Genomic DNA, 25,814 nt, shown 5'->3' with positions numbered 1-25,814 from the left:
CGGGGCTCGCAAACCCGGCTCACTCCTCGCGCTCACCAACGAGGGGCCGAGCCGTCGCGGTCCGGATCGCCGCCCAACGCGGCGACGCCGAGCCAGTCGGCGCAGACGTCGGAGGTGGCCGGGTGCAGCGAGCCGCACCGGGCGTCCCGATAGAGCCGTTCCAGCGGGTGACCCCGGCGGGTGGCCGAGGTGCCAGCCGCCTCCAGCATGGACGCCGCCACGTCCGCGGCGGTGGTGCCGGCGAGCAGCTTGGCGCGCCACACCCAGCGGTTGGTCTCCGCGTCGCCGGGCGCCTCGTCGACCCGGCGGGCCGCCTCGGCCACCACCAGCTCGGCGGCTGCGACCGCCGCGTCCGCCCGTCCCAGCCGGGCCCGGACCGCCGGCAGGCCGGCGAGGTTGCGCGCGTTCAGGTGCTCGGCGGCGGCGTCGATCGCCGCCCGGGCCACCCCGACGTAGACGGCGGCGTAGCTGGCCACCAGCCAGTGCGGCATGAGCTGGGCGACCACCAGGGCGAGCCCCTCCACCCCGCCGAGCAGCCGGTCGGCGGGCACGGTGACGTCCAGGTGCAGGTCGTGCGAGGAGGTGGCGCGCATGCCGAGCGAGTCCCAGGTGGGCTCCACGGTGATCCCCGCGCCGGTCGGGACCAGGAACTGGGAGACCACCGACTGGTCGGCAGCGCAGCGAGCGGCCACCAGGTAGCCGTCCGGGTGCCCGGCGCCGGAGCAGAAGGTCTTGCTGCCCTTGAGGTGCCAGCCGCCCTCGACCGGCTCGTACACGGTGCTGAGCTGAGACAGCCGGGCACCGGCCCCGCGCTCGCTCATCGCCACCGCGTACCAGGCGCCCTCGGCCGCCGCGCGCAGCAGCCGGTCCCGGGCGGCCAGCGCCTCGTCCGGTACGCCGAGCGCCTCCGCCAGTTCCCGGGTCACCGCGCCGAGCGCCCCGGTGACCGAGGCGTGCATGTTGAACACCAGCGCGGTGGCGCCGTTGCCCCGGGCCAGCTCGGTGGCGACGGCGGCGTACTCGGCGAAGGTGGCCCCCGCCCCGCCCAGCTCCCGGGGCACCATCAGCCCGAAGAGCCCGGCCTCCCGCAGGTCGGCGAAGTCGTCGACCGGGAAGGAGCCGTCCCGGTCGTGCTCTGCCGCCCGGGCGGCCAGTCGCGGCGCCAACCGGCGGGCCGCCTCCAGCGCGTACACAGTCATGTAGCCCCCTTCTCGGCGTCCCCTTCACCCCGGCCCCGGCTACCCGTTCCGGACCCCGTGGCCCTGGTAGAGCACGGCCTTCGACCAGGTCGGCACGATGCGCGGCGCCCGCCCCGCGGGACGGTCGGCGACGCCGCTCCGCATCCGGCGCAGCAGCCAGGCAAGCGTCCCGCCCAGTTCGGGTCGGATCCCGCGCAGCCTCAGCTCGACGCCGTGCCGGGCGCACTCGGCGACCAGCGCCCGCGCGTCCACGAACAACCGTGGATCGTGGATGCCGCGCGGCACGGTGGGGAGCCGTTCGCCGATCTCCACCGCGATCAGCCGGGCCAGCAGGGTGTCGTTGAGGGTGTCCAGCACCAGCAGGCCACCCGGACGCAGCAGGCGGCACGCCTCGCCGACGGCCCGACGCCAGTCCGGCACGTGCTCCAGCAACTCACCGGCGGAGACCACGTCGGCGCAGCCGTCCGCGAGCGGGACCGCGGTGGCGTCGCCGTTGAGCACGATTACCCCGTGCGTGACGGCCAGGTCGAGGGCTGAGCGCGTGAGGTCGACCCCGACGTGCCGGTAGCCCTTGCCGGCCAGGTGCGGGGCGAGCAGGCCGGCACCGCAGCCGAGGTCGACCAGGAGGGCGTCCGTGGTGGACGCCGGCGGCACCAGCGCGGCACGGGCCCGGGCCAGCCAGTGCAACATCGCGAACGCGCCGTCCGGTCGCCACCACTCGCCGGCCAGGTCGTCGTACTGGCGCGGATCGTTGGGTGGCAGCACCCGGTACGGAGTGGACACCGGGGCCACTTCTCGCATGGACCGAGCGTGGCACGACTCCCCGGTAACGACCAGACTTCTCTTATGCGGTCTTCGGTGTTAGGGCTGGTGAAGGCGAGCCATCCGGAACCGGCCGCCGCGGTCACCGTGGTGGCTGGGCTGCTGGCGACCGGCGTCGGGCACCGGCCGGCCGGGATCGCCACCGTGGTGCTCACCGTCCTGGCCAGCCAACTGGCGGTGGGCTGGAGCAACGACGCGCTCGACGCGCGCCGGGACGCCATGGTGGGGCGTACCGACAAGCCGGTGGTCACCGGCGTCGTCCGACGCCGGACCCTCGCGTACGCCGCCGTCGCGGCCGCCGTCGCCACCCCGCTCCTGGCGCTGGCCGCGGGCGGCGCCGCGGCGGCGTGCGTGGCGCTCGGGCTGGTGTCCGCGCTGCTCTACAACTGGCCGCTGAAGTCGACCCCGGTCTCCGTGCTGCCCTACGCGATCTCCTTCGGCGCGCTGCCCGCCTTCGTGGTGCTGGCCCTGCCCGGCGCGCCGCTGCCCCCCGTCTGGCTGGTGGCTGCCGCCGCCAGTCTGGGCGCCGGGGCGCACTTCGCCAACGTGCTGCCGGACCTGGCCGACGACGCGCGCACCGGCGTGCGCGGGCTGCCGCACCGGCTGGGGCCGGCGGGCAGCCGGCTGGCCGCCGCCGGGCTGCTCCTCGCGGCCACCGTGATCCTGGTCGTCGGGCCACCCGGACCGCCGTCGTGGGCGGGCCTGTCGGCCATCGCCGTCGCCGCGCTGGTACCGGCCCTCGGCTGGTACGCCGGACGCGTCGCGGTCCGGAGCGGCGGCCGGCCGGTGGCCCCGTTCCGGGCGATGCTGGTGGTGGCGCTCGTCGACGTGGTCCTGCTGGTGGCGAACGGCCGGGTGGTCTGACCAGGCCCCGGGAAGGTGGCATTGCAGGGTCGGCGTGCGGGCCGAGATCAGCCCCAACTACCCTGGAGCGCGGTCTGCGCGGGTATGGCCAACCCAACCCGTGCCCGGCGTACGGCCGGGTGGGGATCGTGACGAGGAGGACCGACGTGACGCGCTCGATCAGGGGTTCCGGGCGGGCGGCCCTGCTGCTGGCCGGTACGGCGGCAGCGGCGAGCCTGCTGCTCTCCGGGTGTGGCACCGGCCAGGTGGCCGAGACCGCCATCAAGGTCCCGTCGTCGCAGGGCGTCAACGTCCAGACTGCCAACAACCTCTACCTGGTGCGCGGCCTGTACGTGCAGTACCCGGGCACCGAGGGCTACCAGCCGGGCAGCGACGCCCCGCTCAACGTCGTCATCTACAACGACAGCACGACTCCGGTCACCGTGACCGTCACCACCGACGGCGCCCGTGACATCCTGCTCACCGGCAGCGACGCGAGCGGTCCGCAGGCGAGCCCGACCAACTCCCCGACGGAGCCGGCCGCCGGGTCGCCCACCCCGAGCAACCCGAACGCCTCGCCGAGCCAGGCGCTGGGGTCGGGCGAGCCCGCCTCCGCCAGCCCGTCGGCCTCGCCGAGCGAGTCGACCCCGACCGGCCTGCCGGCCCGGATCGAGATTCCGGCCAAGGGATACGCCCAGCTCAGCCCCAGCAGCGACCGCTTCCTGCAGCTCGTCGGCCTGAACGACAGGCTGCTCAGCGGCCAGCAGGTCAGCCTGACCTTCGACTTCGGCAACGGCGAGACCATCCGGACCGGGGCCCCGATCGGCGTGCCGCTCACCCCGGCCGCGGTCCCCTCGCCGGTCGTCCACCCGCGCGAGGAGGCGGGCTTCGAGAGCGGCGGCCCCCACGGCTGATCCCGACTGATCGTCCCGGCACCGCCGGTGTGGCCAGCGCCACGCCGGCGGTGTCGCCGTTTCCGGGTGGGCTTTCGTCGTACCGTCCGGTTAGCGTCCTGGGGTGAGCACGTCCCGATCGACCTCCCCCCGCACCACCGCCACCGGCCGCGGCCGTGGCGCCGCCCGCGAGCCGCGCCCGGCGTACGAGTGTGACGCCTGCGGCCACCAGCCGCCCAAGTGGGTGGGGCGCTGCCCGGAGTGCGGCGAGTGGGGCTCCGTGGTCGAGTGCACGGTCAGTGGGCCGTTGGTCTCCGGCCGGGTGGTCAGTTCCCGGATGCCCGCCGAGCCGGCCCGCCCGATCGCCACCATCAGTGCCGCACCGGCCCGCGCCCGGCCCACGGGGGTCAGCGAGCTCGACCGGGTGCTCGGCGGCGGCCTGGTCCCCGGCGCGGTGGTGCTGCTCGCCGGCGAGCCCGGGGTCGGCAAGTCCACCCTGCTGCTCGACGTGGCCCAGCAGTGGGCGGCCAACGCCGGGAGCCCGTCGCTGGTGGTCAGCGGCGAGGAGTCGGTCAGCCAGGTGCGGCTGCGCGCCGAGCGGATGGGCACCCTGCACGAGCAGCTCTACCTGGCCGCCGAGAGCGACCTGTCGGCGGTGCTCGGCCACCTCGACGCGGTCAAGCCGGGGCTGCTGGTGCTCGACTCGGTGCAGACCGTCTCGACCACCGGGGCCGAGGGCGTGCCGGGCGGGGTGACCCAGGTCCGGGCGGTCACGGCGGCCCTGGTGGCGGTCGCCAAGGAGCGCGGCGTAGCCACCGTGCTGGTCGGCCACGTCACCAAGGACGGTCAGGTCGCCGGCCCTCGGGTGCTGGAGCACCTGGTCGACGTGGTGCTGCACTTCGAGGGCGACAAGCACTCGTCGCTGCGCCTGGTCCGGGGGGTGAAGAACCGGTTCGGCGCGGCCGACGAGGTGGGCTGCTTCGAGATGCACGAGGGGGGCATCAGCAGCCTGGCCGACCCGTCCGGGCTCTTCCTCACCCGCTACGCCGAGCCGGTGCCGGGCACCTGCGTCACCGTGGCGATGGAGGGGCGGCGGGCCCTGGTGACCGAGGTGCAGGCGCTGATCGGCGCCACGGTCGCCGGCTCGCCGCGGCGTACGGTCTCGGGGCTGGACGGGGCGCGGCTGGCGATGGTGCTGGCGGTGCTCCAGCGGCGCACCGAGCGGTTGACCCTGCACGACCGTGAGGTGTTCGCCGCCACGGTCGGCGGCATCCGGGTGGTGGAGCCGGCCGCCGACCTGGCGGTGGCGCTCGCGGTCGCCTCCGGCGGCCTCAACCTGGCCATCGCCCCGCATCTGGTGGCGATCGGCGAGGTCGGGCTCACCGGCGAGGTACGCCGGGTCGGCGCGGTGCCGCGCCGCCTGGCCGAGGCGGCCCGGCTCGGCTTCCGGCTGGCGCTGGTGCCGTCCGGCTGCGGTCCGGGCAGCAGCGGCGTGACGCCGGAAAACATGCGGGTGATCGAGGTCACAGATGTCCGCGGGGCGCTCCAGGCTGCCGCCCGCGCTTCTGTCGAGTGACGCACGGTGAGCGTACGGCGGGATCGGCCGGGCGGTTCCGGACAGCGGACGCATCGGCTGGACGACCGAAGAAGCCGGACATCGTGGCACATCACAGTAACCACGAGAGCACCCACCGCAGGGCAGTCCGTAGACTGTGCCCGTGCCGATCGACCGCGATGCCACCAAGCCCGCTGCGGCGACGCCGCACGCCCGCACCGGCGCCGTGGGCTCGTCCGCCCGTCCGGTCAACGTGAGCGTGACCGGGAGCGCCGGCGGGGCCGGCGGAGACCCCCTGCGGGCCAACCTCGCCCTGATGGCGCCCGGGACCGCGCTGCGTGACGGGCTGGAGCGGATCCTGCGCGGCCGCACCGGCGCGCTGATCGTCCTCGGCTACGACAAGGTGGTCGACTCGATCTGCACGGGCGGCTTCCCGCTGGACGTCGAGTTCTCCGCGACCCGGGTTCGCGAGCTGTGCAAGATGGACGGCGCGGTGGTGCTCTCCAGCGACGGCACCCGGATCGTGCAGGCGGGCGTGCACCTCATGCCCGACCCGTCCATCCCCACCGAGGAGTCCGGCACCCGACACCGCACCGCCGAGCGGGTGGCCCGGCAGACCGGCTACCCCGTCATCTCGGTCAGCCAGTCCATGCGGATCATCAGCCTCTACGTCAACGGGCAGCGGCACGTGCTGGACGACTCGGCGGCGATCCTGTCCCGAGCCAACCAGGCCCTGGCCACCCTGGAGCGCTACAAGCTCCGCCTCGACGAGGTCTCCGGCACCCTGTCCGCCCTGGAGATCGAGGACCTGGTCACCGTACGCGACGCGGTGGCGGTGGTGCAGCGGCTGGAGATGGTCCGCCGGATCGCCGACGAGATCGCCGGGTACGTGGTGGAGTTGGGCACCGACGGCCGGCTGCTCGCCCTCCAGCTCGACGAGCTGATGGCCGGCGTGGACGCCGACCGCACCCTGGTCATCCGCGACTACCTCCCGGCCGGCCGGAAGTCGCGCACCCTCGACGAGGCGCTGGTCGAGCTGGACCTGCTCAGCGCCACCGAGCTGATCGACCTGGTCGCGGTGGCCAAGGCGATCGGCTACCCGTCCGCCTCGGACGCCCTCGACGCGGCGGTGAGCCCGCGTGGCTTCCGCCTGCTGGCGAAGGTGCCCCGGCTTCCCACGGCCGTGGTCGACCGGCTGGTGGTGCACTTCGGCAGCCTCCAGCGGCTGCTCGGTGCCACCGTGGAGGACCTTCAGGCCGTCGAGGGGGTGGGCGACGCCCGGGCCCGGGGCGTGCGTGAGGGGCTGTCCCGGCTCGCCGAGGCGTCCATCCTGGAGCGGTACGTCTGAGCGTCCGCCCGGCCCGCTCGCCGGTCAGTTGGTGATGGTCAGCTGCACCGGCTTGCTGATCTTGGTGTCCAGCCGCGCGAGAACCTGGTAGGTGCCACCGGGTACGAAGTCACCCGCGGCGAGCCCGCCTGCACAGCGGTTGCTGTACCGGCCGTTCCAGCCCAGCTCATAGGAACGCTCGAAGTTCGGGGTGAACGACTGTACGTCCGAGTCCCTGGCGGTGCCGCAGGTGTCCGAGGACCAGACCTTCTCGGCGCCGGCCTTGATGTAGAGCTCCTGTGGGCCGGAGCCGACGTCGCGGCTGCAGGTACGGTCCGACACGTTCTTGATCTTGAAACGCAGGGTGACCACCGTGCCCCGCTGCGCGGTGGCCGGCAGCGCCACCGGGGTCAGCAGGATCTCCGAGTCGGTGCAGGTCCCATCGTCGGCCGCCGGGGCATCGTTCGTGCCACTGCCACTGCCACTGCCGCCGCCCGTCGGAGCGCCCTGCCCGCCGTCCGGGGTGCCCTGCCCACCGTCCGAGCCGTCGCCGGAGTCCCCCGGCGTCGGGGACGGGCTGCCGGACGTCGGGGTCAGCACCGAGCCGGTCGGCTGCGGGGCCGCGGCGGCGGACGGCGTACCCGAGGGATCGGTGCCGGAGGCGCCGGTGTTCCTGGGCTTCGGCGGGTTGCAGGAATAGAGCAGGACAATCAGGAAGAGAAGCCCCGCTCCGAGCACGACGGCGCGACGCCGCCAGTACACGGCGGGTGCCAGGGGGCCGACCGTCAGACGCATGATGCGTTCACCGTAGCGGCGTGGCGCACGGCGCGGGAAGCGACGCGCCGGCACGGGCCCCCCGCGCCCGACCAATCCTCCACAATCGACCTTTCATGATCACCGAATGATTTCGGACCGACGCGCAACGCCACGACGAGCCTGGATCAGAGGTAGACCTTGCGCTGGTAGACGGCGTGCGCGTTGGCCACCCGGTCGAGAAAGAGCAGCCCGGCGCAGTGGTCGATCTCGTGCTGGAGTGCCCGCGCCTCGAAGCCGTCGGTCACCAGCCGCACCGGCACGCCGGTGCCCGGAAGCACCCCCTCGACCACCAGCCGGCTGGCCCGCTTCACGTCGCCGGTCAGGTCGGGCACCGACATGCAACCCTCCCGCCCGGCCTTCCAGCGGGTCGCCTCGACCACCTGAGCGTTGCAGAGCACGAAGGTGCCATGCACGGTGACCGCCTTCGAATGGCCCGTGATGTCCACCGCGAACACCTGGGCGCTCACCCCGATCTGCGGCGCGGCGAGGCCCACGCAGCCCGGCGAGACCCGCATGGTGGCGACCAGGTCGGCGGCGAGACGGACCGCCTCGTCCGAGGTCGGGTCGACCTCCGGCCCGGGCCGGCTGAGCACCGGGTCGGGCGCGGCCACCACCGGCCGCACCTCACCCGGCACCCCCAGCGCCGCCGGGGTCCAGCCGCCCAGGCCGACGTACTCCGCGGTCACAGCAGGTCCGTGTCCGCCGGGCGGAGGCTGACCCCCACGCCCAGCTCCCCAGCGGTACGGGCAAGCCGACCGGCCACCTCGTCGGAGCTGCCCGGCGGCAACTCCACCTCGGCGACCACCACGTAAAGGGAACCGGTCAGCCTGGTGCTCAGATCGGTCACGTTGCCGCCCGCGTCGGCCAGCACCCGGGTCATCGCCGCGACGATGCCCATCCGGTCCGCGCCGTGCACCGCCATCACGTACGGCTCCCCGGCAGCCGGCGTCTGCCCGTCGGGGGTGACCGCGCGTACGGTGGCCAGCAGCTGGCCGTCGGCGGCGAGCGGGGCCAGCGCGGCCTCGACGTCAGCGGCGGCCGGGCCGACGCAGATCAGGGTCATCGCGAAGTGCCCCCGCAACCGGGTCATCGTGGAGTCGGTGAGGTTCGCGCCGAGCCGCGCGAGCGCCTCGGCGACGTCGGCCACGATGGCCGGCCGGTCCCGGCCGATGACGGTGATCGCGAGCTCGTCCATCCGGACATTCTGCCCCGCCGCCCCCGGGCGGCCGGGTGGGCCCACCCCCGCCCGCCCATCCTGCGGGAAGGCGAGCCGTGACATGATCGGCAGCGCCATGTCCGAGCCCACCTTCGCCACCCTGGTCAGCCGCTGGTACGAGCGCAACGCCCGCAACCTGCCGTGGCGCGAGCCGGGCGTGGGCGCGTGGGCGATCCTGGTCAGCGAGGTCATGCTCCAGCAGACGCCGGTGGTCCGGGTACTGCCTGCCTGGGAGGCGTGGCTGGCCCGGTGGCCGGTGCCGCTTGCGCTGGCCGAGGACACCCCGGCCGAGGCGATCCGGATGTGGGGGCGACTCGGCTATCCCCGCCGGGCGGTACGGCTGCGGGACTGTGCGGTGGCGATCGTGGAGCGGCACGGCGGCGAGGTGCCGGACCGGCTGGACCAGCTGCTGGCGCTGCCGGGCGTCGGGACGTACACGGCCCGGGCGGTGGCGGCCTTCGCGTTCGGCCAGCGACACCCGGTGGTCGACACCAACGTACGCCGGGTGGTGTGCCGGGCGATCGCCGGAGAGCCGGACGCCGGCCCGGCCACCCGCCCCGCCGACCTGGTCGCCACCGAGGAGCTGCTGCCGGCCGAGCCCGCCGCGGCCGCCCTGGCCAGCGCCGCCTTCATGGAACTCGGCGCGGTGATCTGCACCGCCCGCTCGCCCCGCTGCGCGATGTGCCCGGTCGAGTCCGTCTGCGCCTGGCGAGCGTCCGGCCAGGAGTCCCCGGCAGGCCCGACCCGCCGCCCCCAGCGGTACGCCGGCACCGATCGCCAGGTACGCGGCCTGCTGCTCGCGGTGCTGCGTGAGGCAACCGGCCCGGTGCCGCACCAGCGGCTGGACCAGGTCTGGCACGACGACGTGCAACGCGCCCGGGCCCTGGCCGGGCTGGTCACGGACGGCCTGGTGGAGCCGGTCGGCGAGGAGTCCTTCCGCCTGATCGGCGACGGCCCCCCGGTCCCGCTCCCCCACGCCTGACCCGGCGGGCATCCACTCGGGTTACGGCAACCGGCGGTGTCCGACGCCACCGAAGCGGCACCTTGCCGCACAACGAGTCGAGCAGCGCGGGCCGGAGACAGGGAAAGGCGACGGCCCCGGCGGCTCTCGCCTGCCGGGGCCGTCGCCCTGCCCGATGTCGCTTACTCGTCCGCACCTGCGGTGGCGGTGCCACCGAGGTCCGCCGGGACGGCGTCCGGCACGGCCACCGGCCGCTCGGCACCCCGGAAGACGAGCTTGGACTTGTCGATGTTGCTCGGGTCGCCCTCGCAGTCCACCACCACGATCTGACCCGGGGTCAGCTCGTTGAAGAGGATCCGCTCGGAGAGGTTGTCCTCGATGTCGCGCTGGATCGTGCGACGCAGCGGCCGCGCGCCCAGCACCGGGTCGAAGCCCTTCTTCGCCAGGTACTTCTTGGCGTTGTCGGTCAGCTCCAGGCCCATGTCCTTGTTCCTCAGCTGGGTCTCGATCCGCTGGATCATGATGTCCACGATCGACAGGATCTCCAGCTCACGCAGCTGGTGGAAGACGATGGTGTCGTCGATCCGGTTCAGGAACTCGGGCCGGAAGTGCTGCTTGAGCTCGTCGTTGACCTTCTGCTTCATCCGGTCGTAGTTGGACTCGGAGTCCTCAGAGGCCTGGAAGCCCATCGACACCGCCTTGGCGACGTCCCGCGTACCGAGGTTGGTGGTCAGGATGATGACCGTGTTCTTGAAGTCCACGATCCGGCCCTGGCCGTCGGTGAGCCGCCCGTCCTCCAGGATCTGAAGGAGCGTGTTGAACACGTCCGGGTGGGCCTTCTCGATCTCGTCGAAGAGGACCACCGAGAACGGCCGACGGCGCACCTTCTCGGTCAGCTGCCCGCCCTCGTCGTAGCCGACGTAGCCGGGAGGGGCACCCACCAGCCGGGAGACCGTGTACCGGTCGTGGAACTCGGACATGTCCAGCTGGATGAGGGCGTCCTCGCTGCCGAAGAGGAACTCGGCGAGCGCCTTGGACAGCTCGGTCTTACCGACACCGGACGGGCCGGCGAAGATGAACGAGCCGGACGGGCGCTTCGGGTCCTTCAGGCCGGCCCGGGTACGCCGGATCGCCTTCGAGACCGCCTTGACCGCGTCCTCCTGGCCGATGACGCGCTTGTGCAGCTCGTCCTCCATGCGCAGCAGGCGCGAGGTCTCCTCCTCGGTCAGCTTGTAGACCGGGATACCGGTCCAGTTGCCGAGCACCTCAGCGATCTGCTCGTCGTCGACCTCGCTGACGACGTCCAGGTCGCCGGCCTTCCATTCCTTCTCCCGCTGGGCCTTCTGGCCGAGCAGCTGCTTCTCCTTGTCGCGGAGCTGAGCGGCCCGCTCGAAGTCCTGCGCGTCGATCGCGGACTCCTTGTCGCGGCGCACCTGCGCGATGCGCTCGTCGAAGTCACGCAGGTCTGGCGGCGCGGTCATCCGCCGGATCCGCATCCGGGCACCGGCCTCGTCGATCAGGTCGATCGCCTTGTCCGGCAGGAAGCGGTCGGAGATGTATCTGTCGGCCAGAGTTGCGGCAGCAACGAGAGCTGCGTCGGTGATGCTCACCCGGTGGTGCGCCTCGTAGCGGTCCCGCAGGCCCTTGAGGATCTCGATGGTGTGGGCCAGCGAGGGCTCACCCACCTGGATCGGCTGGAAGCGGCGCTCGAGAGCGGCGTCCTTCTCCAGGTGCTTGCGGTATTCGTCCAGGGTGGTGGCGCCGATGGTCTGCAGCTCGCCACGGGCCAGCATCGGCTTGAGGATGCTGGCGGCGTCGATCGCGCCCTCGGCGGCACCCGCACCCACCAGGGTGTGGATCTCGTCGATGAACAGGATGATGTCGCCGCGGGTGCGGATCTCCTTGAGCACCTTCTTCAGGCGCTCCTCGAAGTCACCGCGGTAGCGCGAGCCGGCCACCAGGGCACCGAGGTCGAGGGTGTAGAGCTGCTTGTCCTTCAGCGTCTCGGGCACCTCGCCCTTGATGATCTTCTGGGACAGCCCCTCCACCACGGCGGTCTTACCGACGCCGGGCTCACCGATCAGGACCGGGTTGTTCTTGGTACGGCGGGAGAGCACCTGCATGACCCGCTCGATTTCCTTCTCGCGCCCGATGACCGGGTCGAGCTTGCCCTCGCGGGCGGCCTGGGTCAGGTTGCGGCCGAACTGGTCCAGCACGAGGCTGGTCGACGGCGCGGCCTCGCCCGGCGCGGTGCCCGCCGCGGCCGGCTCCTTGCCCTGGTAACCGGAGAGCAGCTGGATCACCTGCTGGCGGACCCGGTTGAGGTCGGCGCCGAGCTTGACCAGCACCTGGGCGGCCACGCCCTCGCCCTCGCGGATCAGGCCGAGCAGGATGTGCTCCGTGCCGATGTAGTTGTGGCCGAGCTGCAGCGCCTCGCGGAGCGACAGCTCCAGCACCTTCTTGGCCCGCGGCGTGAACGGGATGTGCCCGCTCGGCGCCTGCTGGCCCTGGCCGATGATCTCCTCGACCTGCTGGCGGACGCCCTCGAGGGAGATGCCGAGGCTCTCCAGGGCCTTTGCCGCGACACCCTCACCCTCGTGGATCAGGCCCAGCAGGATGTGCTCCGTACCGATGTAGTTGTGGTTGAGCATCCGGGCCTCTTCCTGGGCCAGGACGACAACCCGTCGCGCTCGGTCGGTGAACCGCTCGAACATGCCCTCGTGCTCCTCACGTGCCGTGCGCCTTGATGGTCAAGATCTTGGCGGGGCCGGTGCGCGGACGTCCGGGACGAACGTCCGTGCCTCCTTACTCTATCGCCGCGGACCGACTCCGCTGAGGTCGTGCGACCCCGCGAATTGCCGTTCACACGTCGTTTCTGACAACCGTCCACGCTCAGGAGGTGTTCCGGTACCCCTGCCTGTACGCGCAGAGCGAAATTCGACCGTCGGTGGAAAAGCCCGGTCGGGGGCCTCCGGAAGGTCTTCCGGGCTCAAGGGCGGGCGGCATCGGTGCCACCGCCGTCATCCACAACCTGTGGACAGCGTCTCCACCGCCTGTGGACAACCTGCCCTGGGGTGGTTTTCTTCCCGCCGCCGGCCCGGCTTCACCGGCACGCCCCGGCAGGCAAGCGCGGCGCGTCCGGCGCGCGGCGCGCGGGGCACTCGCGGGGCAGGTGCGGAGCGTCGGGCACGCGCGGCACGTCCGGCGCGCCGGGCACGCGCGGCACGTCGGGCACGTCCGGCACGTGCGCGTCCTCGGCGCGGACCGGACAGACAGCGCGCCGGGGCGGAAAAGGCGACGCCGGCCCGGAGTCACACTCCGGCCCGGCGTCGGTGTCGCCCCGTTGGGGTCATCAGGTCGGTCAGTGACCGGCCTTCGCGTGGTACTCGTCGACGATCTCCTGCGGGATGCGGCCCCGGTCGGAGATGTCCTTGCCGGCCTTCTTGGCCCAGGCCCGGATGGCCTTGTTCTGCTCGCGGTCGGCGGTCGCGCCGCCCCGGCCACGCGCGGCCCGGCCACCGACGACCACCCCGCCGCGGCCGACCTTGGTCCCGTGGGTGACGTACGTACCGAATACGTCACGCAATTTCTCGGCGTTCGCCGCCGACAGGTCGATCTCGTACTGCACGCCATCGAGCGCGAACTTGACGGTCTCGTCAGCGTCCCCGCCGTCCAGGTCATCGACCAGCTTGTGAATGATCTGCTTGGCCACGTCCCACATTCCTTTCGAGCAGGGTGCTGCTCCTGCGAATACAAGAGCACAATAACCCGGACGATGCTTGTCGCGTCAATAGGATGCGGTAACGACCCGCGGACGCCGGCTACTCCGGCCGGACCAACGGGAACAGGATGGTTTCCCGAATTCCCAGGCCGGTCAGCGCCATCAAGAGCCGGTCGATTCCCATTCCCATACCACCGGCGGGCGGCATTCCGTACTCCATCGCCCGGAGAAAGTCCTCGTCCAGTCGCATCGCCTCGTCGTCGCCGCGGGCGGCGAGCTGCGCCTGGGCCACCAGCCGCTCGCGCTGCACCACCGGGTCGACCAGCTCGGAGTACGCGGTGCCCAGCTCGAAGCCGAGGACGTAGAGGTCCCACTTCTCGGCCAGCCCCGGCTCGCTCCGGTGTGCCCGGGTCAGCGGGCTGGTCTCCTCCGGGTAGTCGCACACGAAGGTGGGCGCCTGCAGCGACGGCACGACCAGTTCCTCGAAAAGCTCCTCGGCCAGCTTGCCCGGGCCCCACTTCGGGTCGACCGCGAGCCCGACCTTGTCGGCGTACTCGACCAGGCGGGACCTTTCGGTGCGGACGCTGACCTCCTCACCGAGCGCTTCGGAAAGAACACCGAACAGCGTCACCGACCGCCACTCGCCGCCCAGATCGAACTCGCGGCCGTCGGCGTGGGTGACCATGGTCGATCCGCCGACCGCGATCGCGGCCTGCTGCACGAGATTACGGGTCAGCTCGGCCATCGTGTTGTAGTCGCCGTACGCCTGGTAGGTCTCGAGCATCGCGAACTCGGGCGAGTGCGACGAGTCGATGCCCTCATTGCGGAAGTTGCGGTTGATCTCGAAGACCCGGTCCACGCCGCCGACCACGGCGCGCTTGAGAAACAGTTCCGGCGCGATTCGCAGATACAGATCAGTGTCGAGTGCATTGCTGTGGGTCACGAATGGCCGGGCCGCCGCCCCACCGTGCAGCAACTGCAGCATCGGGGTCTCCACCTCGATGAAGTCCTGCGCGTGCAGCGTGTCACGGAGGCTGCGCACCGCGGTCGCCCGGGTCCGCACCATCTGCCGCGCCTGCGGGCGGACCACCAGGTCCACGTAGCGCTGGCGGACCCGGGCCTCCTCGCTCAGCGGCTTGTGCGCCACCGGCAGTGGGCGCAGCGCCTTGGCGGTGACCGTCCACTGGTCGACAAGCACCGACAGCTCACCGCGCCGGCTGCTGATCACCTCACCGGTGACGCCGACGTGGTCGCCGAGGTCGACCAGGCGCTTCCAGTCCTCCAGCCGCTCGGCGCCGACCCGGTCCAGCGAGAACATCGCCTGAAGCTCGGCGCCGTCGCCGTCCCGCAGCATCGCGAAGCAGAGCTTGCCGGTGTTGCGTACGAAGATCACCCGGCCGGTGACCGAGACCCGATCGCCGGTGGCGGTGTCGATGGGCAGCTCGGCGTACTGCTCGCGGATCCGGGCGAGCGTGCTGGTCCGGGGGTAGCCGACCGGGTACGGCTCGACGCCGTCGGCGAGCATCCGGTCCCGCTTCTCCCGGCGGACCTTCATCTGCTCGGGAAGGTCGTCGGCGGGGTCTACTGGCAGGACGTTCTGCTCGGTCACGGCACGCTTCCTCAGGCCTTGGGAATATCGGCGGGTCAGCCCATGAGCGTACTCAAGCCGCCAGCGGGCCGGTACGGGATAACCTGCCGGCCATGACCGACCCCACTCAGGCGCTCTCCTTCGGCGCCGCCGCCGCCGAGTACGACCGGTTCCGGCCCCGGTATCCGGAGGAGGCGCTGCGCTGGGCGCTCGACGGCCTGGCGACGCCTGCCCGGGTGGTGGACCTCGGCGCAGGCACCGGCATCCTCACCCGGGGTGTGCTCGCGCTCGGACACCACGACGGCTCCAGGTCGCGGCGCGGCGCCAGACCGGCCTTCATTCGGTCCGGAGCGCCGCCTAGCGGCGCGGAGGCCGAATTATGGCCGCCAGCCGAGCTGGAGTTGTCGCAAGTCGTACCCGTGGAGCCGGATCCGGGGATGCGGGCTCAGCTGGCGGCCACCACGCCGGGCACGACGGCGCTGGCCGGCAGCGCCGAGGCGATCCCGCTACCGGACGGCTCGGCGGACGCGGTGCTGGTGGGGCAGGCCTACCACTGGTTCGACCGGGAACCGGCGCACGCCGAGATCGCCCGGGTGCTGCGCTCCGGCGGCACCTTCGCCCCGATCTGGAACGTCCGTGACGAGCGGATGGCCTGGGTGGCGGAACTGGGCCGGATAGCCCAACTCGGTGACAACGCCGGCGACGTGACCGAGAAATACGGCGACTTCGGCCCGGCGTTCGAGCCGGTCGAGCTGGGTGAATTCGCCCATTCGACCACGCTCACGCCGGACGAGGTGGTCAGCATGCTGCACACCCGCTCGTACTGGCTGACCGCGTCCCCCGACGAGCAGGAGCGGGTCGACCGGGAGCTGCGGGAACTCTTCGCCACCCACCCCGACCTGGCCGGCCGGGAGACCGTCGAGCTGCCCTACCGGACGTTCGTCTTCCGCTCCCGCCGCCGCTGAGCACGATGTTAAGAGGGGGCCCCTGCTCGACCGGAGGCGTTAACAAGGGGCCCTTCCTTACACCTCAGACGTTGCGGTCGTAGACCATGCGCAGGCCGATGAGGGTGATCATCGGTTCGTGGTGGGTGATCGTGCGGCACTCGTTGAGTACCAGGGCGGCCAGGCCACCGGTGGCGATCACCGCCTTCACCTCGCCCAACTCCTCGGTCATCCGCTCGACGATGCGGTCCACCTGGCCCGCGAAGCCGAAGTAGAGCCCGGCCTGCAGGCACTCCACGGTGTTCTTGCCGATCACCGCGCGGGGCTTCGTGGCCTCCACCTTGCGCAGCTGGGCCGCGCGGGCGGCGAGCGCGTCGAAGGAGATCTCGATGCCCGGCGCGAACGCGCCGCCGAGAAACTCGCCCCGGTCGCTGATCACGTCGAAGTTGGTGGTGGTGCCGAAGTCCACCACGATCGACGGCCCGCCGTAGAGGGTGTACGCGGCCAGGGTGTTGACCACCCGGTCGGAGCCGACCTCCTTCGGGTTGTCGATGGCGAGCTGCACCCCGGTACGTACGCCGGGCTCGACGATCACGCTGGGCAGGTCCGCGTAGTAGCGGGCCAGCATGGTGCGCAGCGAGCGCAGCGCGGCCGGCACCGTCGAGCACGCGGCCACCCCGGTGATCTCCACAGCGTCACCGGCCAGCAGCCCCCGGAACATCAGACCCAGCTCGTCCGCAGTGGAACGGGCGTCGGTCTTGATCCGCCAGGAGTGCACCAGCTTGTCGCCCTCGAAGGTCGCCAGCACGGTGTTGGTGTTTCCGATGTCGATGCAGAGCAGCACCCTGGCAGCCTAGACGGCGGTCGCGCCGGGTGAGCGCGAGGAGTGAACCGGGTTTGCGAGCCCCCGCAGCCGCGAACGAAGACCAGCTCAGCTCATTCCTCGCGCAGATCCAGGGCGATGTCCAGGATCGGCGAGGAGTGGGTCAGCGCGCCCACCGAGAGGAAGTCGACGCCGGTCGCGCCGTACTCGGCCGCCACCGGCAGGGTCAGCCCGCCGGTGGCCTCCAGCTCGGCCCGGTCGCCCACCGCCGCGACCACCTCGCGCAGCTGCGCCGGGGACATGTTGTCCAGCAGCAGGAAGTCGGCGCCGGCCCCGACCGCCTCCACCGCCTCGGCCAGCGTGTCCACCTCCACCTGCACCGGCACGTCCGGGAACTCCTCCCGAACCCGGCGGTAGGCGGCGGCGATCCCGCCCGCGGCGACCTTGTGGTTGTCCTTGATCATCGCGACGTCGTGCAGGCCCATCCGCTTGTTGGTGCCGCCGCCGGCGCGAACCGCGTACTTCTCCAGGGCCCGCAGGCCGGGCGTGGTCTTGCGGGTGTCGAGCACCATCGCCTTCGTGCCGGCCAGAGCGTCGGCCCAGGCCCGGGTGTGGGTGGCCACCCCGGACATCCGGCAGAGCAGGTTGAGCGCGGTCCGCTCGGCGGTGAGCAGCAGCCGGGTCGGGCCGGTCACCGTGGCCAGCACGTCGCCGCGCGCCACCCGCTGCCCGTCGTGGGCCACCAGCGACACCTCGACCGTACGGTCCGCCCCGGTCACCTCGCCCACCAGCTCGAACACCGCCGCCGCCACGGGCAGCCCGGCCACCACGCCGTCGGCGCGGGCGACCAGGTCACCGGTGTCGTTCTGCCCCACGGGGATGGTGGCGACGCTGGTGACGTCGAGGAAGTCCGGGCCCAGGTCCTCGGTGAGCGCGTCGACGATCACCCGCCGTACCCGCTGCGGGTCCAGGCCACCGGCCCGCAGCGCCCGCTCCGTCGACTCCCTCACAGTGCCTCCTTCGCGCTCACTGGTTTTCCTCCCAGCGCTCGGTCAACCGTCCCTCGGTCCCGACGCCCGCGACGAGATGGCCCAGCCACCGGTCGTCGGCCGTCGGGAAGTCCTCCCGCCAGTGGCAGCCCCGGGTCTCCCGGCGGGTGTACGCGGCGGCGACCAGCGCCGACGCCACGGTGATCAGGTTCGTCGCCTCCCAGTCGGCGGTACGCGGGGTGCCCCGGCCCTGGCCCAGCTCGGTGAGGGCGGCAGCGGTCGCGGCCAGGCTCTGCGCCGAGCGGAGCACCCCCGCGCCCCGGGTCATCGCCCGTTGCAGCGCCGAGGTGGTCTCGGCCGGCAGCACCCAGCCCTGGCCGCCTACCCAGGCCCCGGTCTCGGCCGGCTTCGCCTGCTCGGGCAGCCCGGCAGCGATGTCCTCGGCGATCCGGCGGGAGAAGACCAGCCCCTCCAGCAGCGAGTTGCTGGCCAGCCGGTTGGCACCGTGCACCCCTGTGCAGGCGACCTCGCCGCAGGCGTACAGGCCGGGGATGGAGGTGCGGCCGTGCAGGTCCGTGCGGACCCCACCCGAGGCGTAGTGGGCGGCCGGGGCGACCGGGATCAGGTCGGCGGCCGGGTCCACGCCGATGGCCAGGCAGGACGCGACGATGGTCGGGAAGCGCCGGGCCAGGAAGTCGCCACCGAGGTGGCGGGCGTCCAGCCAGACGTGGTCCGCGGCGACGGCTCCAGGTCGCGGCGCGGCGTCAGACGCGCCGAGCTGGAGTTGTCGCCCGGTGGCGAGCAGCACCCGGTGGATGCCCTTGGCGACCACGTCCCGGGGGGCCAGCTCGGCCAGCTCGTGCTGGCCGACCATGAACCGCTTGCCGTCGCCGTCGACCAGGTGGGCGCCCTCGCCGCGCAGCGCCTCGGACACCAGCGGCTGCTGGGCCCGCGTGGCACCCGCCGCCCCAGGCACGATCAGCGCGGTCGGGTGGAACTGGACGAACTCCACGTCGGTGACCGCCGCGCCGGCCCGCATGGCGAGCGCCACCCCGTCGCCGGTGGACACCGCCGGGTTGGTGGTGGCCGCGAAGATCTGCCCCATGCCGCCGGTGGCCAGCACCACCGCCCGGGCCAGGATCGCCCCGACGCCGTCCTCGCTGCCCTCGCCGAGCACGTGCAGGGTGATCCCGCAGGCCGGGCCGAGCCCGTCCGGGCCGTCGCCGGGGGCGCGCAGCAGATCCAGCACCAGGGCATGCTCGACCAGCCGGATCCACGGGTCGCGATGGACCGCCGCGTGCAGCGCCCGTTGCACCTCCGCCCCGGTGGCGTCGCCGCCGGCGTGCACGATCCGGTCCGCCCGGTGGCCGCCCTCCCGGGTGAGCATCAGCGAGCCGTCCGGGTTGCGGTCGAACTCCGCCCCGATCCGGATCAGCTCGCGCAGTCGGGTCGGGCCCTCCTCCACCAGCACCCGGACCGCCGCCGGGTCGCACAGGCCGACGCCGGCGACCTCGGTGTCGTACGCGTGCGCCGCCGGGGTGTCGGCCGGGTCGAGCACGGCGGCGATGCCGCCCTGCGCCCAGCGGGTCGAGCCCTCGTCCATGTTGACCTTGGTGACCACGGTGACGTGCAGTCCCGCCTCGCGCAGGTGCAGCGCGGCGGTCAGGCCGGCGACCCCGGTGCCGACGACGATCACGTCGGTGGTCTCCACCCAGCCGGGTGCGGGCGCGGCGAGCAGCCTGGGCAGGGCCGGCAGGTCGAGGGTCGGAAGGTCCATGAACACAGTCAACCCGAAGGCCCCTTCATCCCGGGCGACGGGGGCGGGACGAGTGGTTCCGGCTACTTCGTCCGCACCGGCAGGCCGGCCGGCCCGGCACCGTTGAGCGAGGAGGCCACCATGCGGTCACTGAGCCAGAGGTAGCAGCGGACGCCCCGGTCGCCAACGGCCCACCGGCCGGAGTCGGGCGGGCGGACCACCACACCGCTGCGGAAACGCACGATCGCGTCGTCGGGTACGCCGACGTACCTCGCCAGGACGGTGTTGCAGCCGGCGTAGAGCGGGGCCCAGTCGGCGTCCCTCGTCGGGTACGGGCGGTCCGGCGCCGGCCACACCCCGACAAACTCGGCGTCGTGCGGTGTGCGGCAGTCCACCGGGGTGAGGGTCTGCACCCGGGCATCGCCGCCGGTGCGCTGACAGCCCAGCCGCAGCGAGGACGGGCCCTTGAGCGCGTCTCGCAGGCTCCCCGTGCGGGTCACCACCTGCGCCGCCGCCTCGACCGTGGTCAGCTCGGTCAGGTCGCAGCGGTACCAACGGGAGCCGGCCGCCCAGCCGAGCCCGGTGGGCAGCGCCACGGCCAGCCGCAGTCGCCCGGCCCGCCAGTTGTCGCCGACGTACCCGTTGGCCCGGGTGTCGCAGTCCGCGAACGCCGTACGCAGCTCGGCGGAGCCGAGGGCCGGCGGGGTGGGCCGGTCGACGGTGAAGGCCCCCACGTGCACCGTCTCTACCCGGTGCGGCAGGTCGCAGCCCACCGGGTCGTACCCGTCAAGGGCGACCGACGGGGTGAAGTCGGCGACCTGGCAGACCTCGGACGCCGGGGTGAAGGCGCTGGCCGCCGGCAGCGCACCCCAGCCGTCGGTGAGGTCCCCGTCCAGCCTGTCGGTGGCGGCGCAGCCCGCCAGGACGGCCCCCGCGACCAACGCGGCGACCAGGGTCGTCATCGCACGGCGCATCGCGGCCTCCCCCAGCCGACGACCGTCAACCCGACGGTGCGGACAGGGTAGCCGGAAATGACCTTACGGTGACAGACCGTGCTGACCGGCCGAGATCAGTTCAGGGCGGCGGCGAGGGGGTTGGGCACGGGATCACCAGCGGTACCGGCGGCGGCGGTGCTGGGATCGGTGGTCAGGTCGACCACCTTGTTGTCCGCGTCGACGTGGACCACGCGGGGCTGGTACGTGCGGGCCTCGGTGTCGTCCATCTGCCCGTACGAGATGAGGATGACCAAGTCACCGGGGTGCACCAGATGCGCGGCGGCGCCGTTGATGCCGATCACGCCGCTGCCCCGCCGCCCCGGGATCACGTACGTCTCCAGCCGGGCCCCGTTGGTGATGTCCACGATCGCCACCTGCTCGCCGGGGAGCAGGTCGGCCGCGTCGAGCAGGTCCTCGTCCACGGTCACCGAGCCGACGTAGTGCAGGTCGGCCTGGGTCACCGTGGCCCGGTGGATCTTCGACTTGAGCATGGTCCGGAGCATCAGATGCCTTTCTCGCACGAGTCAGGAACGCGGGGCGAGCGGGATCGCCGCGTTGTCGATCAGGCGGGTGCTGCCGACCCAGGCCGCGATCAGCAGCCGCGCCGGGCCGGCGACCGGCCCCGGCTCCAGGTCGGTGTCGGTGAGCACCAGGTAGTCGAGGCGGGCACCCGGCATACCGGAGTCGAAGCCGCGATGAGCGGCGGCCAGCACCCCGCCCGGGTCCGCGCCCTGTTCGGCGGCCGCGACGCCGGCCCGCAGCGCGGCGGACAGGCTGAGCGCCGCCGCCCGCTCCTCCGGCGACAGGTAGCGGTTACGGCTGGACAGGGCCAGGCCGTCCCGCTCGCGTACGGTCGGCACGCCGACGATCTCGGTCGGCACGTCCAGATCGCGGACCATCCGCCGGACCAGGGTGAGCTGCTGGTAGTCCTTCTCGCCGAAGAAGGCCAGGTCGGGGCGGGTGAGCTGGAGCAGCTTCAGGACCACGGTGAGCACCCCGTGGAAGAAGCCGGGGCGGCTCAGCCCCTCCAGGTCCTCGCCGAGCGGGCCCGGGTTGACCCGGACCGTCGGCTGGCCGCCCGGGTACATGCCGGCCACCGAGGGAGCGAAGACCACGTCCACGCCGGCCCGCCGACAGATCTCCAGGTCGGCGTCAAGAGTGCGCGGGTAGCGGTCGAAGTCCTCGTTCGGGCCGAACTGGAGCGGGTTCACGAAGATCGTCACGATCACCTGGTCGGCCCGCTCCCGGGCGGCCCGCAGCAGCGTCTCGTGCCCGGCGTGCAGCGCGCCCATGGTCATCACCACGCCGACGGTGCCGGTCAGGCCGTCCCGCGCCGCCGCCAACTCCTTACGCGTGTGCACCAACTGGGTCACGCGTCCACCTCAGTTCGCGACTGCGGGGCTCGCAAACCCGGCTCACTCCTCCCGCTCACGCCGCCACCTCGATCCCGCTCAGCACGCCCAGCAGCGACTCCGCGTCCGCCGGGCGCAGCCGGCCGGCCGCGATGGCGCGGTCCGCCGTGCGCCGGGCCAACGCCAGGTAGGGGGCCACGGATTCCGGTGCGGTCGCCGCCAGCCGCTCCAGGTGCCGGCGTACGGTGCCCGCGTCGCCCCGAGAGACCGGGCCGGTGAGAGCGTCGTCGCCGAGCCGCAGGGCGTTCTCCAGGGCGGCCCGCAGCAGCGGGGCGAGTACCTTCTCCGGCCGGTCCACCCCGGCGTCGCGCAGCCGGTCGGCCGCCTCGTTGACCAGGGTCACCAGGTGGTTCGCGCCGTGCGCCAGCGCCGCGTGGTAGAGCGGGCGATCGTCCTCCGCCACCCACTCCGGCACGCCGCCGAGGTCGGCGACCAGCCGGGCAGCGAACGGGCGCAGCTCCAGCGGCGCGGTCACCCCGTACGAGATGCCGGCGAGGCGGGAGAGATCGTCCGGCGTACCGGTAAAGGTCATCGCCGGGTGCAGCGCGAGCGGCCGGGCGCCGACGGCGGCGGCCGGGGCGAGGACGGCCAGCCCGTGCGCGCCGGAGGTGTGCGCGACCACCTGCCCGGGGCGCAGCGCGCCGGCCTCGGCCAGCCCGGCTACCACGCCGGCCAGGGCGTCGTCGGGGACCGCCACGACCAACAGGTCGGTGGCGGCGCGGGCGACCGCGGCCGCGGAACGTTTCGGGGTCTCCGGCAGCAGCAACGCCAGCCGGGCCTGCGCGGCACCGGAGCGGCCGGTGGCGGCGACCACCCGGTGGCCGGCGGCGGCGAGGGCCGCGCCGAGCACGGCACCGACCCGGCCGGCGCCGAGCACGCCGACGGTGAGGGCACGGGGGAACGCGAACGGGGCGCCGTTCGAGGCGCCACCCGACGGTACGGCGACCCCGGGCGGGGCAGCCGGACGCGGGCGCAGCGGTGCGCTCATGACAATCGATCCAGTCCTCGAAGGGGGTACCGGTCGATCGCAAGTATGCGCCGGGGTCAGGGAAGCTGAACAAGCATGTGTGAAAACCTTCACGGAGGGTGTAGAACGCGGAATTCTGGGCATCGTGCGGCCCGGCGTACCGTCAGCAGGTGACCTTCCCCGAGCAGTCGCTGCCGTGGCGGGAGGCGATGGAGCGGGCGCTCTACGGGCCGGGCGGCTTCTTCGTCTCCGGCACCGGACCGGCCACCCACTTCCGCACCAGCGTGCACGCCTCCCCCGTTTTCTCGTCCTGCCTGTTGCGCCTGCTCCTTTCTCTCGATCGCGCGCTGGGTCATCCGCCTCGTCTGGACGTGGTGGACGTGGGTGCGGGTCAAGGCGAGTTGCTTCGGGCGCTGCTCGCTGGGGTTTCCGGGGAGCCCCTTCCGCTCGCCGACCGGGTACGCCTCACCGCCGTCGAAAAAGCACCCCGCCCCGAGGACCTCCCAACCAAGATCGACTGGCTGGACGAGATTCCTGACGGGATCACCGGTCTACTCGTGGCGACCGAGTGGCTGGACAACGTCCCGCTGGACCTGGCCGTACACACCGATGAGGGCTGGCACTACCTGCTGGTCGACCCGAAGACTGGCGAGGAGTCGGTAGGTGACCTGGTCGACGTCGCCGACGCCGACTGGCTGACCCGCTGGTGGCCGATCTCCGCCCGGGTGGGGGTGCGGGCCGAGATCGGCAGGACCCGTGATGAGGCGTGGGCCGAGGCCGTCAGGCACCTCGAGATAGGGCTGGCGTTGGCTGTCGACTACGGGCATTTGAGGGGCGAGCGGCCGGTGGGCGGGACGTTGACCGGGTACCGGGGCGGGCGGCAGGTGCCGCCGGTGCCGGACGGATCGGCTGACGTCACCGCGCACGTCGCCATGGACTCGGTCGCCTCTGCCGGTGAGCGGGTCGCCCGGTGTGCGTACACCCTGGTCTCGCAGCGGGAGGCGCTGCGGGCGCTCGGGGCCGACGGCGGACGACCGCCGCTGAGCCTGGCCTCCCGGGACCCCGCCGGGTACGTGCGGGCGCTCGCCGCCGCGTCGGCGGTGGCCGAGCTGACCGACCCGGCCGGCCTCGGCGGGCACTCGTGGCTGCTCCAACCGGTCGACGTCGCCCTCGATCCCTTCATGGCACGATGACGGGCATGACCACGGATGCCGGCGACCTCCGCGAGCTGACCGTCGGCACCGGCGCCGGCGGGGAGCAGCTCGGCACCGACATGGTGCTGAACATCGGCCCGCAGCACCCGTCCACGCACGGTGTCCTGCGGCTGCGGCTGGTGCTCGACGGCGAGCGGGTGGTCTCGGCGGAACCGATCGTCGGCTACATGCACCGGGGCGCGGAGAAGCTCTTCGAGGTACGCGACTACCGGCAGATCATCGTGCTGGCCAACCGGCACGACTGGCTCTCCGCGTTCGCCAACGAGCTGGGCGTGGTGCTCGCCGTGGAGCGGCTGATGGGCATGGAGGTGCCCGAGCGCGCGGTCTGGCTGCGGATGGCGCTGGCCGAGCTGAACCGGGTGCTCAACCACCTGATGTTCCTCGGCTCGTACCCGCTGGAGATCGGCGCGATCACGCCGGTGTTCTACGCCTTCCGCGAGCGGGAGACCCTCCAGGCGGTGCTGGAGGAGGTCTCCGGCGGCCGGATCCACTACATGTTCAACCGGGTCGGCGGGCTCAAGGAGGAGGTGCCGGCCGGCTGGACCGGGCGGGCCCGGGCGGCCATCGGCGAGGTGCGCCGGCGGATGCCCGACCTGGACAACCTGATCCGGCGCAACGAGATCTTCCTGGCCCGTACGGTCGGGGTGGGCGTCCTGTCGGCGGCCGACGCTGCCGCGTTCGGCGCGTCCGGGCCGGTGGCGCGGGCCTCCGGGCTGGACCTGGACCTGCGCCGGGACGAGCCCTACCTGGCGTACGACCAACTCGACGTGCCGGTGGTGACGAAGACCAGCGGGGACTGCCACGCCCGCTTCGAGGTGCTGCTCGACCAGGCGTACGTCTCGCTCGACCTCGCCGAGCAGTGCCTGGACCGGGTGGACCGGCTCACCGGGCCGGTGAACACCCGGCTGCCCAAGGTGGTCAAGGCCCCCGAGGGGCACACCTACGCGTGGACCGAGAACCCGCTCGGCATCAACGGCTACTACCTGGTCTCCCGGGGTGAGAAGACCCCGTGGCGGCTCAAGCTGCGTACCGCGTCGTACGCGAACGTGCAGGCCCTGGCCACGCTGCTGCCCGGCTGCCTGGTGCCGGACCTGATCGCCATCCTCGGCTCGATGTTCTTCGTGGTCGGCGACATCGACAAGTAGCGCCCGCCGGCCCGGTGGTGACCGGCACCGGACCAGCGGCAGGCGGCGGCAACAGCCACCGCGGACGACGCGACATGCGGCGCGGCGGGTCGATCAAGTTCCGGGATCAGCGCCAGCGGTCGGCGGCCCGAGACACGTCGCCGCGCGGCGGGTGGCCGTATGGCCCGTCGCCGTAGCGGGCCGGCTCGGGCTCGACCCGGCGCCCTTCCGGCTGGCCGCTGCGCTGCGTCGGTGGGTGCCACTCGTCCGGCACCGGCACCCCGCCCGCCGGCAGCGCCGGCCGGCTCGCCTCCGCCCGGCCGGCGCTGCCGGCCCCCGTCATAGGCGCACCATGGTCACGGCGTGGCTCGCGAACGGATGCCCAGTGGTCCTCGACCCGGTACTCGGTGCCCGCCCCGGCTGCGTGCACCGCGGCACGCCGCTCGCCGACCTGGATCTCCCGGCCGCGTTCGTCGTCGCGGACCGAGGCCCAGCGGTTGCCGGCGCGCAACTCCGACCAGTAGTCGCCGTCCGGGTCGTCGGCCGCCGCCCGCCCGGAGGGCTCGGGCGCGGTCCACGCGGGTACATCTGGTGGTGCCCAGCCCTCACCACCCCGGTCCCGCCCGTCATGCCGGACTGCCGACGACCA

At 72.9% G+C, this 25,814-nt stretch carries 23 protein-coding genes and 1 pseudogene; 8 read left to right on the top strand and 16 right to left on the bottom strand.

The genetic code is table 11. The annotated features are described in order from the left end of the window. Positions 1 to 32: 32 nt before the first annotated feature. Entirely contained in the window at positions 33 to 1,199 is a 1,167-nt protein-coding gene (locus ACNAW0_RS26435) for an acyl-CoA dehydrogenase family protein (protein WP_416290719.1), read from the bottom strand. Between the two features lie 39 nt (positions 1,200 to 1,238). Beyond that, positions 1,239 to 2,000: a methyltransferase domain-containing protein gene (locus ACNAW0_RS26430; RefSeq protein WP_416290718.1), complete on the bottom strand. Its 762-nt coding sequence runs from the start codon at positions 1,998 to 2,000 to the stop codon at positions 1,239 to 1,241. A 45-nt stretch (positions 2,001 to 2,045) separates the two neighbouring features. On the opposite strand from ACNAW0_RS26430, the gene ACNAW0_RS26425 reads away from it, so the two are divergent. From ACNAW0_RS26425 to disA, 4 genes are all read left to right on the top strand, one after another. Further along, entirely contained in the window at positions 2,046 to 2,885 is an 840-nt protein-coding gene (locus ACNAW0_RS26425) for a UbiA family prenyltransferase (protein WP_416290717.1), read from the top strand. Between the two features lie 146 nt (positions 2,886 to 3,031). Next, positions 3,032 to 3,778 carry a hypothetical protein gene (locus tag ACNAW0_RS26420; protein ID WP_416290716.1) on the top strand — a complete coding sequence of 249 codons (747 nt, stop codon included), beginning with the start codon at positions 3,032 to 3,034 and terminating at the stop codon, positions 3,776 to 3,778. Positions 3,779 to 3,881: 103 nt separating this feature from the next. Continuing rightward, complete coding sequence (gene radA / locus ACNAW0_RS26415; RefSeq protein WP_416290715.1) at positions 3,882 to 5,333, top strand: DNA repair protein RadA; 1,452 nt, start codon at positions 3,882 to 3,884, stop codon at positions 5,331 to 5,333. Positions 5,334 to 5,475: 142 nt separating this feature from the next. Next, positions 5,476 to 6,660 (top strand): DNA integrity scanning diadenylate cyclase DisA, encoded by a 1,185-nt coding sequence (gene disA, locus ACNAW0_RS26410; RefSeq protein WP_416290714.1) that lies wholly within the window; start codon positions 5,476 to 5,478, stop codon positions 6,658 to 6,660. 24 nt (positions 6,661 to 6,684) lie between these two features. Here the strand turns inward: disA and ACNAW0_RS26405 are convergent, their stop codons facing one another. The 3 genes from ACNAW0_RS26405 to ACNAW0_RS26395 all read right to left on the bottom strand — a co-directional run bounded on the left by ACNAW0_RS26405 (position 6,685) and on the right by ACNAW0_RS26395 (position 8,650). Continuing rightward, positions 6,685 to 7,434: a hypothetical protein gene (locus tag ACNAW0_RS26405; protein WP_416290713.1), complete on the bottom strand. Its 750-nt coding sequence runs from the start codon at positions 7,432 to 7,434 to the stop codon at positions 6,685 to 6,687. Positions 7,435 to 7,580: 146 nt separating this feature from the next. Then, entirely contained in the window at positions 7,581 to 8,141 is a 561-nt protein-coding gene (locus ACNAW0_RS26400) for a peptide deformylase (RefSeq protein ID WP_416290712.1), read from the bottom strand. Continuing rightward, positions 8,138 to 8,650: a glycine cleavage system protein R gene (locus tag ACNAW0_RS26395; protein WP_416290721.1), complete on the bottom strand. Its 513-nt coding sequence runs from the start codon at positions 8,648 to 8,650 to the stop codon at positions 8,138 to 8,140. Before ACNAW0_RS26395 ends, ACNAW0_RS26400 begins: the two co-directional genes overlap by 4 nt. A 97-nt stretch (positions 8,651 to 8,747) precedes the next feature. Between ACNAW0_RS26395 and ACNAW0_RS26390 the strand changes: the two genes are divergently transcribed. Next, positions 8,748 to 9,653: an A/G-specific adenine glycosylase gene (locus ACNAW0_RS26390; protein ID WP_416290711.1), complete on the top strand. Its 906-nt coding sequence runs from the start codon at positions 8,748 to 8,750 to the stop codon at positions 9,651 to 9,653. A 161-nt stretch (positions 9,654 to 9,814) separates the two neighbouring features. On the opposite strand, the gene ACNAW0_RS26385 is transcribed toward ACNAW0_RS26390, so the two are convergent. The 3 genes from ACNAW0_RS26385 to lysS all read right to left on the bottom strand — a co-directional run bounded on the left by ACNAW0_RS26385 (position 9,815) and on the right by lysS (position 14,962). Next, a complete protein-coding gene (locus ACNAW0_RS26385; protein WP_416290710.1) occupies positions 9,815 to 12,346 on the bottom strand; it encodes an ATP-dependent Clp protease ATP-binding subunit in 2,532 nt (843 codons plus the stop codon). Between the two features lie 647 nt (positions 12,347 to 12,993). Beyond that, positions 12,994 to 13,344, bottom strand: a complete 351-nt coding sequence (locus tag ACNAW0_RS26380; RefSeq protein WP_416290709.1) for a histone-like nucleoid-structuring protein Lsr2 — start codon at positions 13,342 to 13,344, stop codon at positions 12,994 to 12,996. A 109-nt stretch (positions 13,345 to 13,453) separates the two neighbouring features. Beyond that, positions 13,454 to 14,962 carry a lysine--tRNA ligase gene (gene lysS / locus ACNAW0_RS26375; RefSeq protein ID WP_416290708.1) on the bottom strand — a complete coding sequence of 503 codons (1,509 nt, stop codon included), beginning with the start codon at positions 14,960 to 14,962 and terminating at the stop codon, positions 13,454 to 13,456. 92 nt (positions 14,963 to 15,054) lie between these two features. Between lysS and ACNAW0_RS26370 the strand changes: the two genes are divergently transcribed. After that, positions 15,055 to 15,906, top strand: a complete 852-nt coding sequence (locus ACNAW0_RS26370) for a class I SAM-dependent methyltransferase (RefSeq protein ID WP_416290706.1) — start codon at positions 15,055 to 15,057, stop codon at positions 15,904 to 15,906. Positions 15,907 to 15,970: 64 nt separating this feature from the next. Here ACNAW0_RS26370 and ACNAW0_RS26365 read toward each other — a convergent pair whose 3' ends face one another. The 7 genes from ACNAW0_RS26365 to ACNAW0_RS26335 all read right to left on the bottom strand — a co-directional run bounded on the left by ACNAW0_RS26365 (position 15,971) and on the right by ACNAW0_RS26335 (position 22,848). Continuing rightward, complete coding sequence (locus ACNAW0_RS26365; protein WP_416290705.1) at positions 15,971 to 16,729, bottom strand: type III pantothenate kinase; 759 nt, start codon at positions 16,727 to 16,729, stop codon at positions 15,971 to 15,973. A 92-nt stretch (positions 16,730 to 16,821) separates the two neighbouring features. After that, on the bottom strand, positions 16,822 to 17,718 hold the full coding sequence (nadC, locus tag ACNAW0_RS26360) for a carboxylating nicotinate-nucleotide diphosphorylase (RefSeq protein ID WP_416290704.1): 897 nt from the start codon (positions 17,716 to 17,718) through the stop codon (positions 16,822 to 16,824). A gap of 16 nt (positions 17,719 to 17,734) precedes the next feature. Continuing rightward, the gene (locus tag ACNAW0_RS26355) at positions 17,735 to 19,474 is read right to left on the bottom strand and encodes an L-aspartate oxidase (RefSeq protein WP_416290703.1); all 1,740 of its coding nucleotides are present in this window, start codon (positions 19,472 to 19,474) and stop codon (positions 17,735 to 17,737) included. A 62-nt stretch (positions 19,475 to 19,536) separates the two neighbouring features. Continuing rightward, positions 19,537 to 20,427, bottom strand: coding sequence for a septum formation family protein (locus tag ACNAW0_RS26350; RefSeq protein WP_416290702.1), 891 nt, complete (start codon positions 20,425 to 20,427; stop codon positions 19,537 to 19,539). 95 nt (positions 20,428 to 20,522) lie between these two features. Continuing rightward, entirely contained in the window at positions 20,523 to 20,951 is a 429-nt protein-coding gene (panD, locus tag ACNAW0_RS26345) for an aspartate 1-decarboxylase (RefSeq protein ID WP_416290701.1), read from the bottom strand. Between the two features lie 21 nt (positions 20,952 to 20,972). Continuing rightward, positions 20,973 to 21,821: a pantoate--beta-alanine ligase gene (panC, locus tag ACNAW0_RS26340; RefSeq protein ID WP_416290700.1), complete on the bottom strand. Its 849-nt coding sequence runs from the start codon at positions 21,819 to 21,821 to the stop codon at positions 20,973 to 20,975. Positions 21,822 to 21,876: 55 nt separating this feature from the next. After that, the gene (locus ACNAW0_RS26335; protein WP_416290699.1) at positions 21,877 to 22,848 is read right to left on the bottom strand and encodes a Rossmann-like and DUF2520 domain-containing protein; all 972 of its coding nucleotides are present in this window, start codon (positions 22,846 to 22,848) and stop codon (positions 21,877 to 21,879) included. 188 nt (positions 22,849 to 23,036) lie between these two features. On the opposite strand from ACNAW0_RS26335, the gene ACNAW0_RS26330 reads away from it, so the two are divergent. Continuing rightward, positions 23,037 to 24,020 (top strand): SAM-dependent methyltransferase, encoded by a 984-nt coding sequence (locus ACNAW0_RS26330; protein WP_416290720.1) that lies wholly within the window; start codon positions 23,037 to 23,039, stop codon positions 24,018 to 24,020. Then, positions 24,017 to 25,186 carry an NADH-quinone oxidoreductase subunit D gene (locus ACNAW0_RS26325; RefSeq protein ID WP_416290698.1) on the top strand — a complete coding sequence of 390 codons (1,170 nt, stop codon included), beginning with the start codon at positions 24,017 to 24,019 and terminating at the stop codon, positions 25,184 to 25,186. The genes ACNAW0_RS26330 and ACNAW0_RS26325 overlap by 4 nt, the downstream gene beginning before the upstream one ends. A gap of 106 nt (positions 25,187 to 25,292) precedes the next feature. Here ACNAW0_RS26325 and ACNAW0_RS26320 read toward each other — a convergent pair. After that, a pseudogene (locus tag ACNAW0_RS26320) lies at positions 25,293 to 25,814 on the bottom strand (hypothetical protein); the annotation flags it as partial.

It is taken from the genome of Micromonospora sp. SL1-18 (genome assembly GCF_047921505.1).
GTDB lineage: Bacteria > Actinomycetota > Actinomycetes > Mycobacteriales > Micromonosporaceae > Micromonospora.
Note: the sequence above shows the minus strand (reverse complement) of the source record. Positions and strands in the feature narration are given on the sequence as shown.

Excerpts from the sequence above, each read along its gene's own strand:
- ACNAW0_RS26435 (WP_416290719.1), bottom strand. The coding sequence starts at position 1,199 with ATGACTGTGTACGCGCTGGAGGCGGCCCGCCGGTTGGCGCCGCGACTG.
- ACNAW0_RS26430 (WP_416290718.1), bottom strand. The coding sequence starts at position 2,000 with ATGCGAGAAGTGGCCCCGGTGTCCACTCCGTACCGGGTGCTGCCACCC.
- ACNAW0_RS26425 (WP_416290717.1), top strand. The coding sequence starts at position 2,046 with ATGCGGTCTTCGGTGTTAGGGCTGGTGAAGGCGAGCCATCCGGAACCG.
- ACNAW0_RS26405 (WP_416290713.1), bottom strand. The coding sequence starts at position 7,434 with ATGCGTCTGACGGTCGGCCCCCTGGCACCCGCCGTGTACTGGCGGCGT.
- ACNAW0_RS26395 (WP_416290721.1), bottom strand. The coding sequence starts at position 8,650 with ATGGACGAGCTCGCGATCACCGTCATCGGCCGGGACCGGCCGGCCATC.
- ACNAW0_RS26390 (WP_416290711.1), top strand. The coding sequence starts at position 8,748 with ATGTCCGAGCCCACCTTCGCCACCCTGGTCAGCCGCTGGTACGAGCGC.
- ACNAW0_RS26385 (WP_416290710.1), bottom strand. The coding sequence starts at position 12,346 with ATGTTCGAGCGGTTCACCGACCGAGCGCGACGGGTTGTCGTCCTGGCC.
- ACNAW0_RS26370 (WP_416290706.1), top strand. The coding sequence starts at position 15,055 with ATGACCGACCCCACTCAGGCGCTCTCCTTCGGCGCCGCCGCCGCCGAG.
- ACNAW0_RS26355 (WP_416290703.1), bottom strand. The coding sequence starts at position 19,474 with ATGGACCTTCCGACCCTCGACCTGCCGGCCCTGCCCAGGCTGCTCGCC.
- ACNAW0_RS26350 (WP_416290702.1), bottom strand. The coding sequence starts at position 20,427 with ATGCGCCGTGCGATGACGACCCTGGTCGCCGCGTTGGTCGCGGGGGCC.
- panD (WP_416290701.1), bottom strand. The coding sequence starts at position 20,951 with ATGCTCCGGACCATGCTCAAGTCGAAGATCCACCGGGCCACGGTGACC.
- ACNAW0_RS26335 (WP_416290699.1), bottom strand. The coding sequence starts at position 22,848 with ATGAGCGCACCGCTGCGCCCGCGTCCGGCTGCCCCGCCCGGGGTCGCC.
- ACNAW0_RS26330 (WP_416290720.1), top strand. The coding sequence starts at position 23,037 with ATGGAGCGGGCGCTCTACGGGCCGGGCGGCTTCTTCGTCTCCGGCACC.
- ACNAW0_RS26325 (WP_416290698.1), top strand. The coding sequence starts at position 24,017 with ATGACGGGCATGACCACGGATGCCGGCGACCTCCGCGAGCTGACCGTC.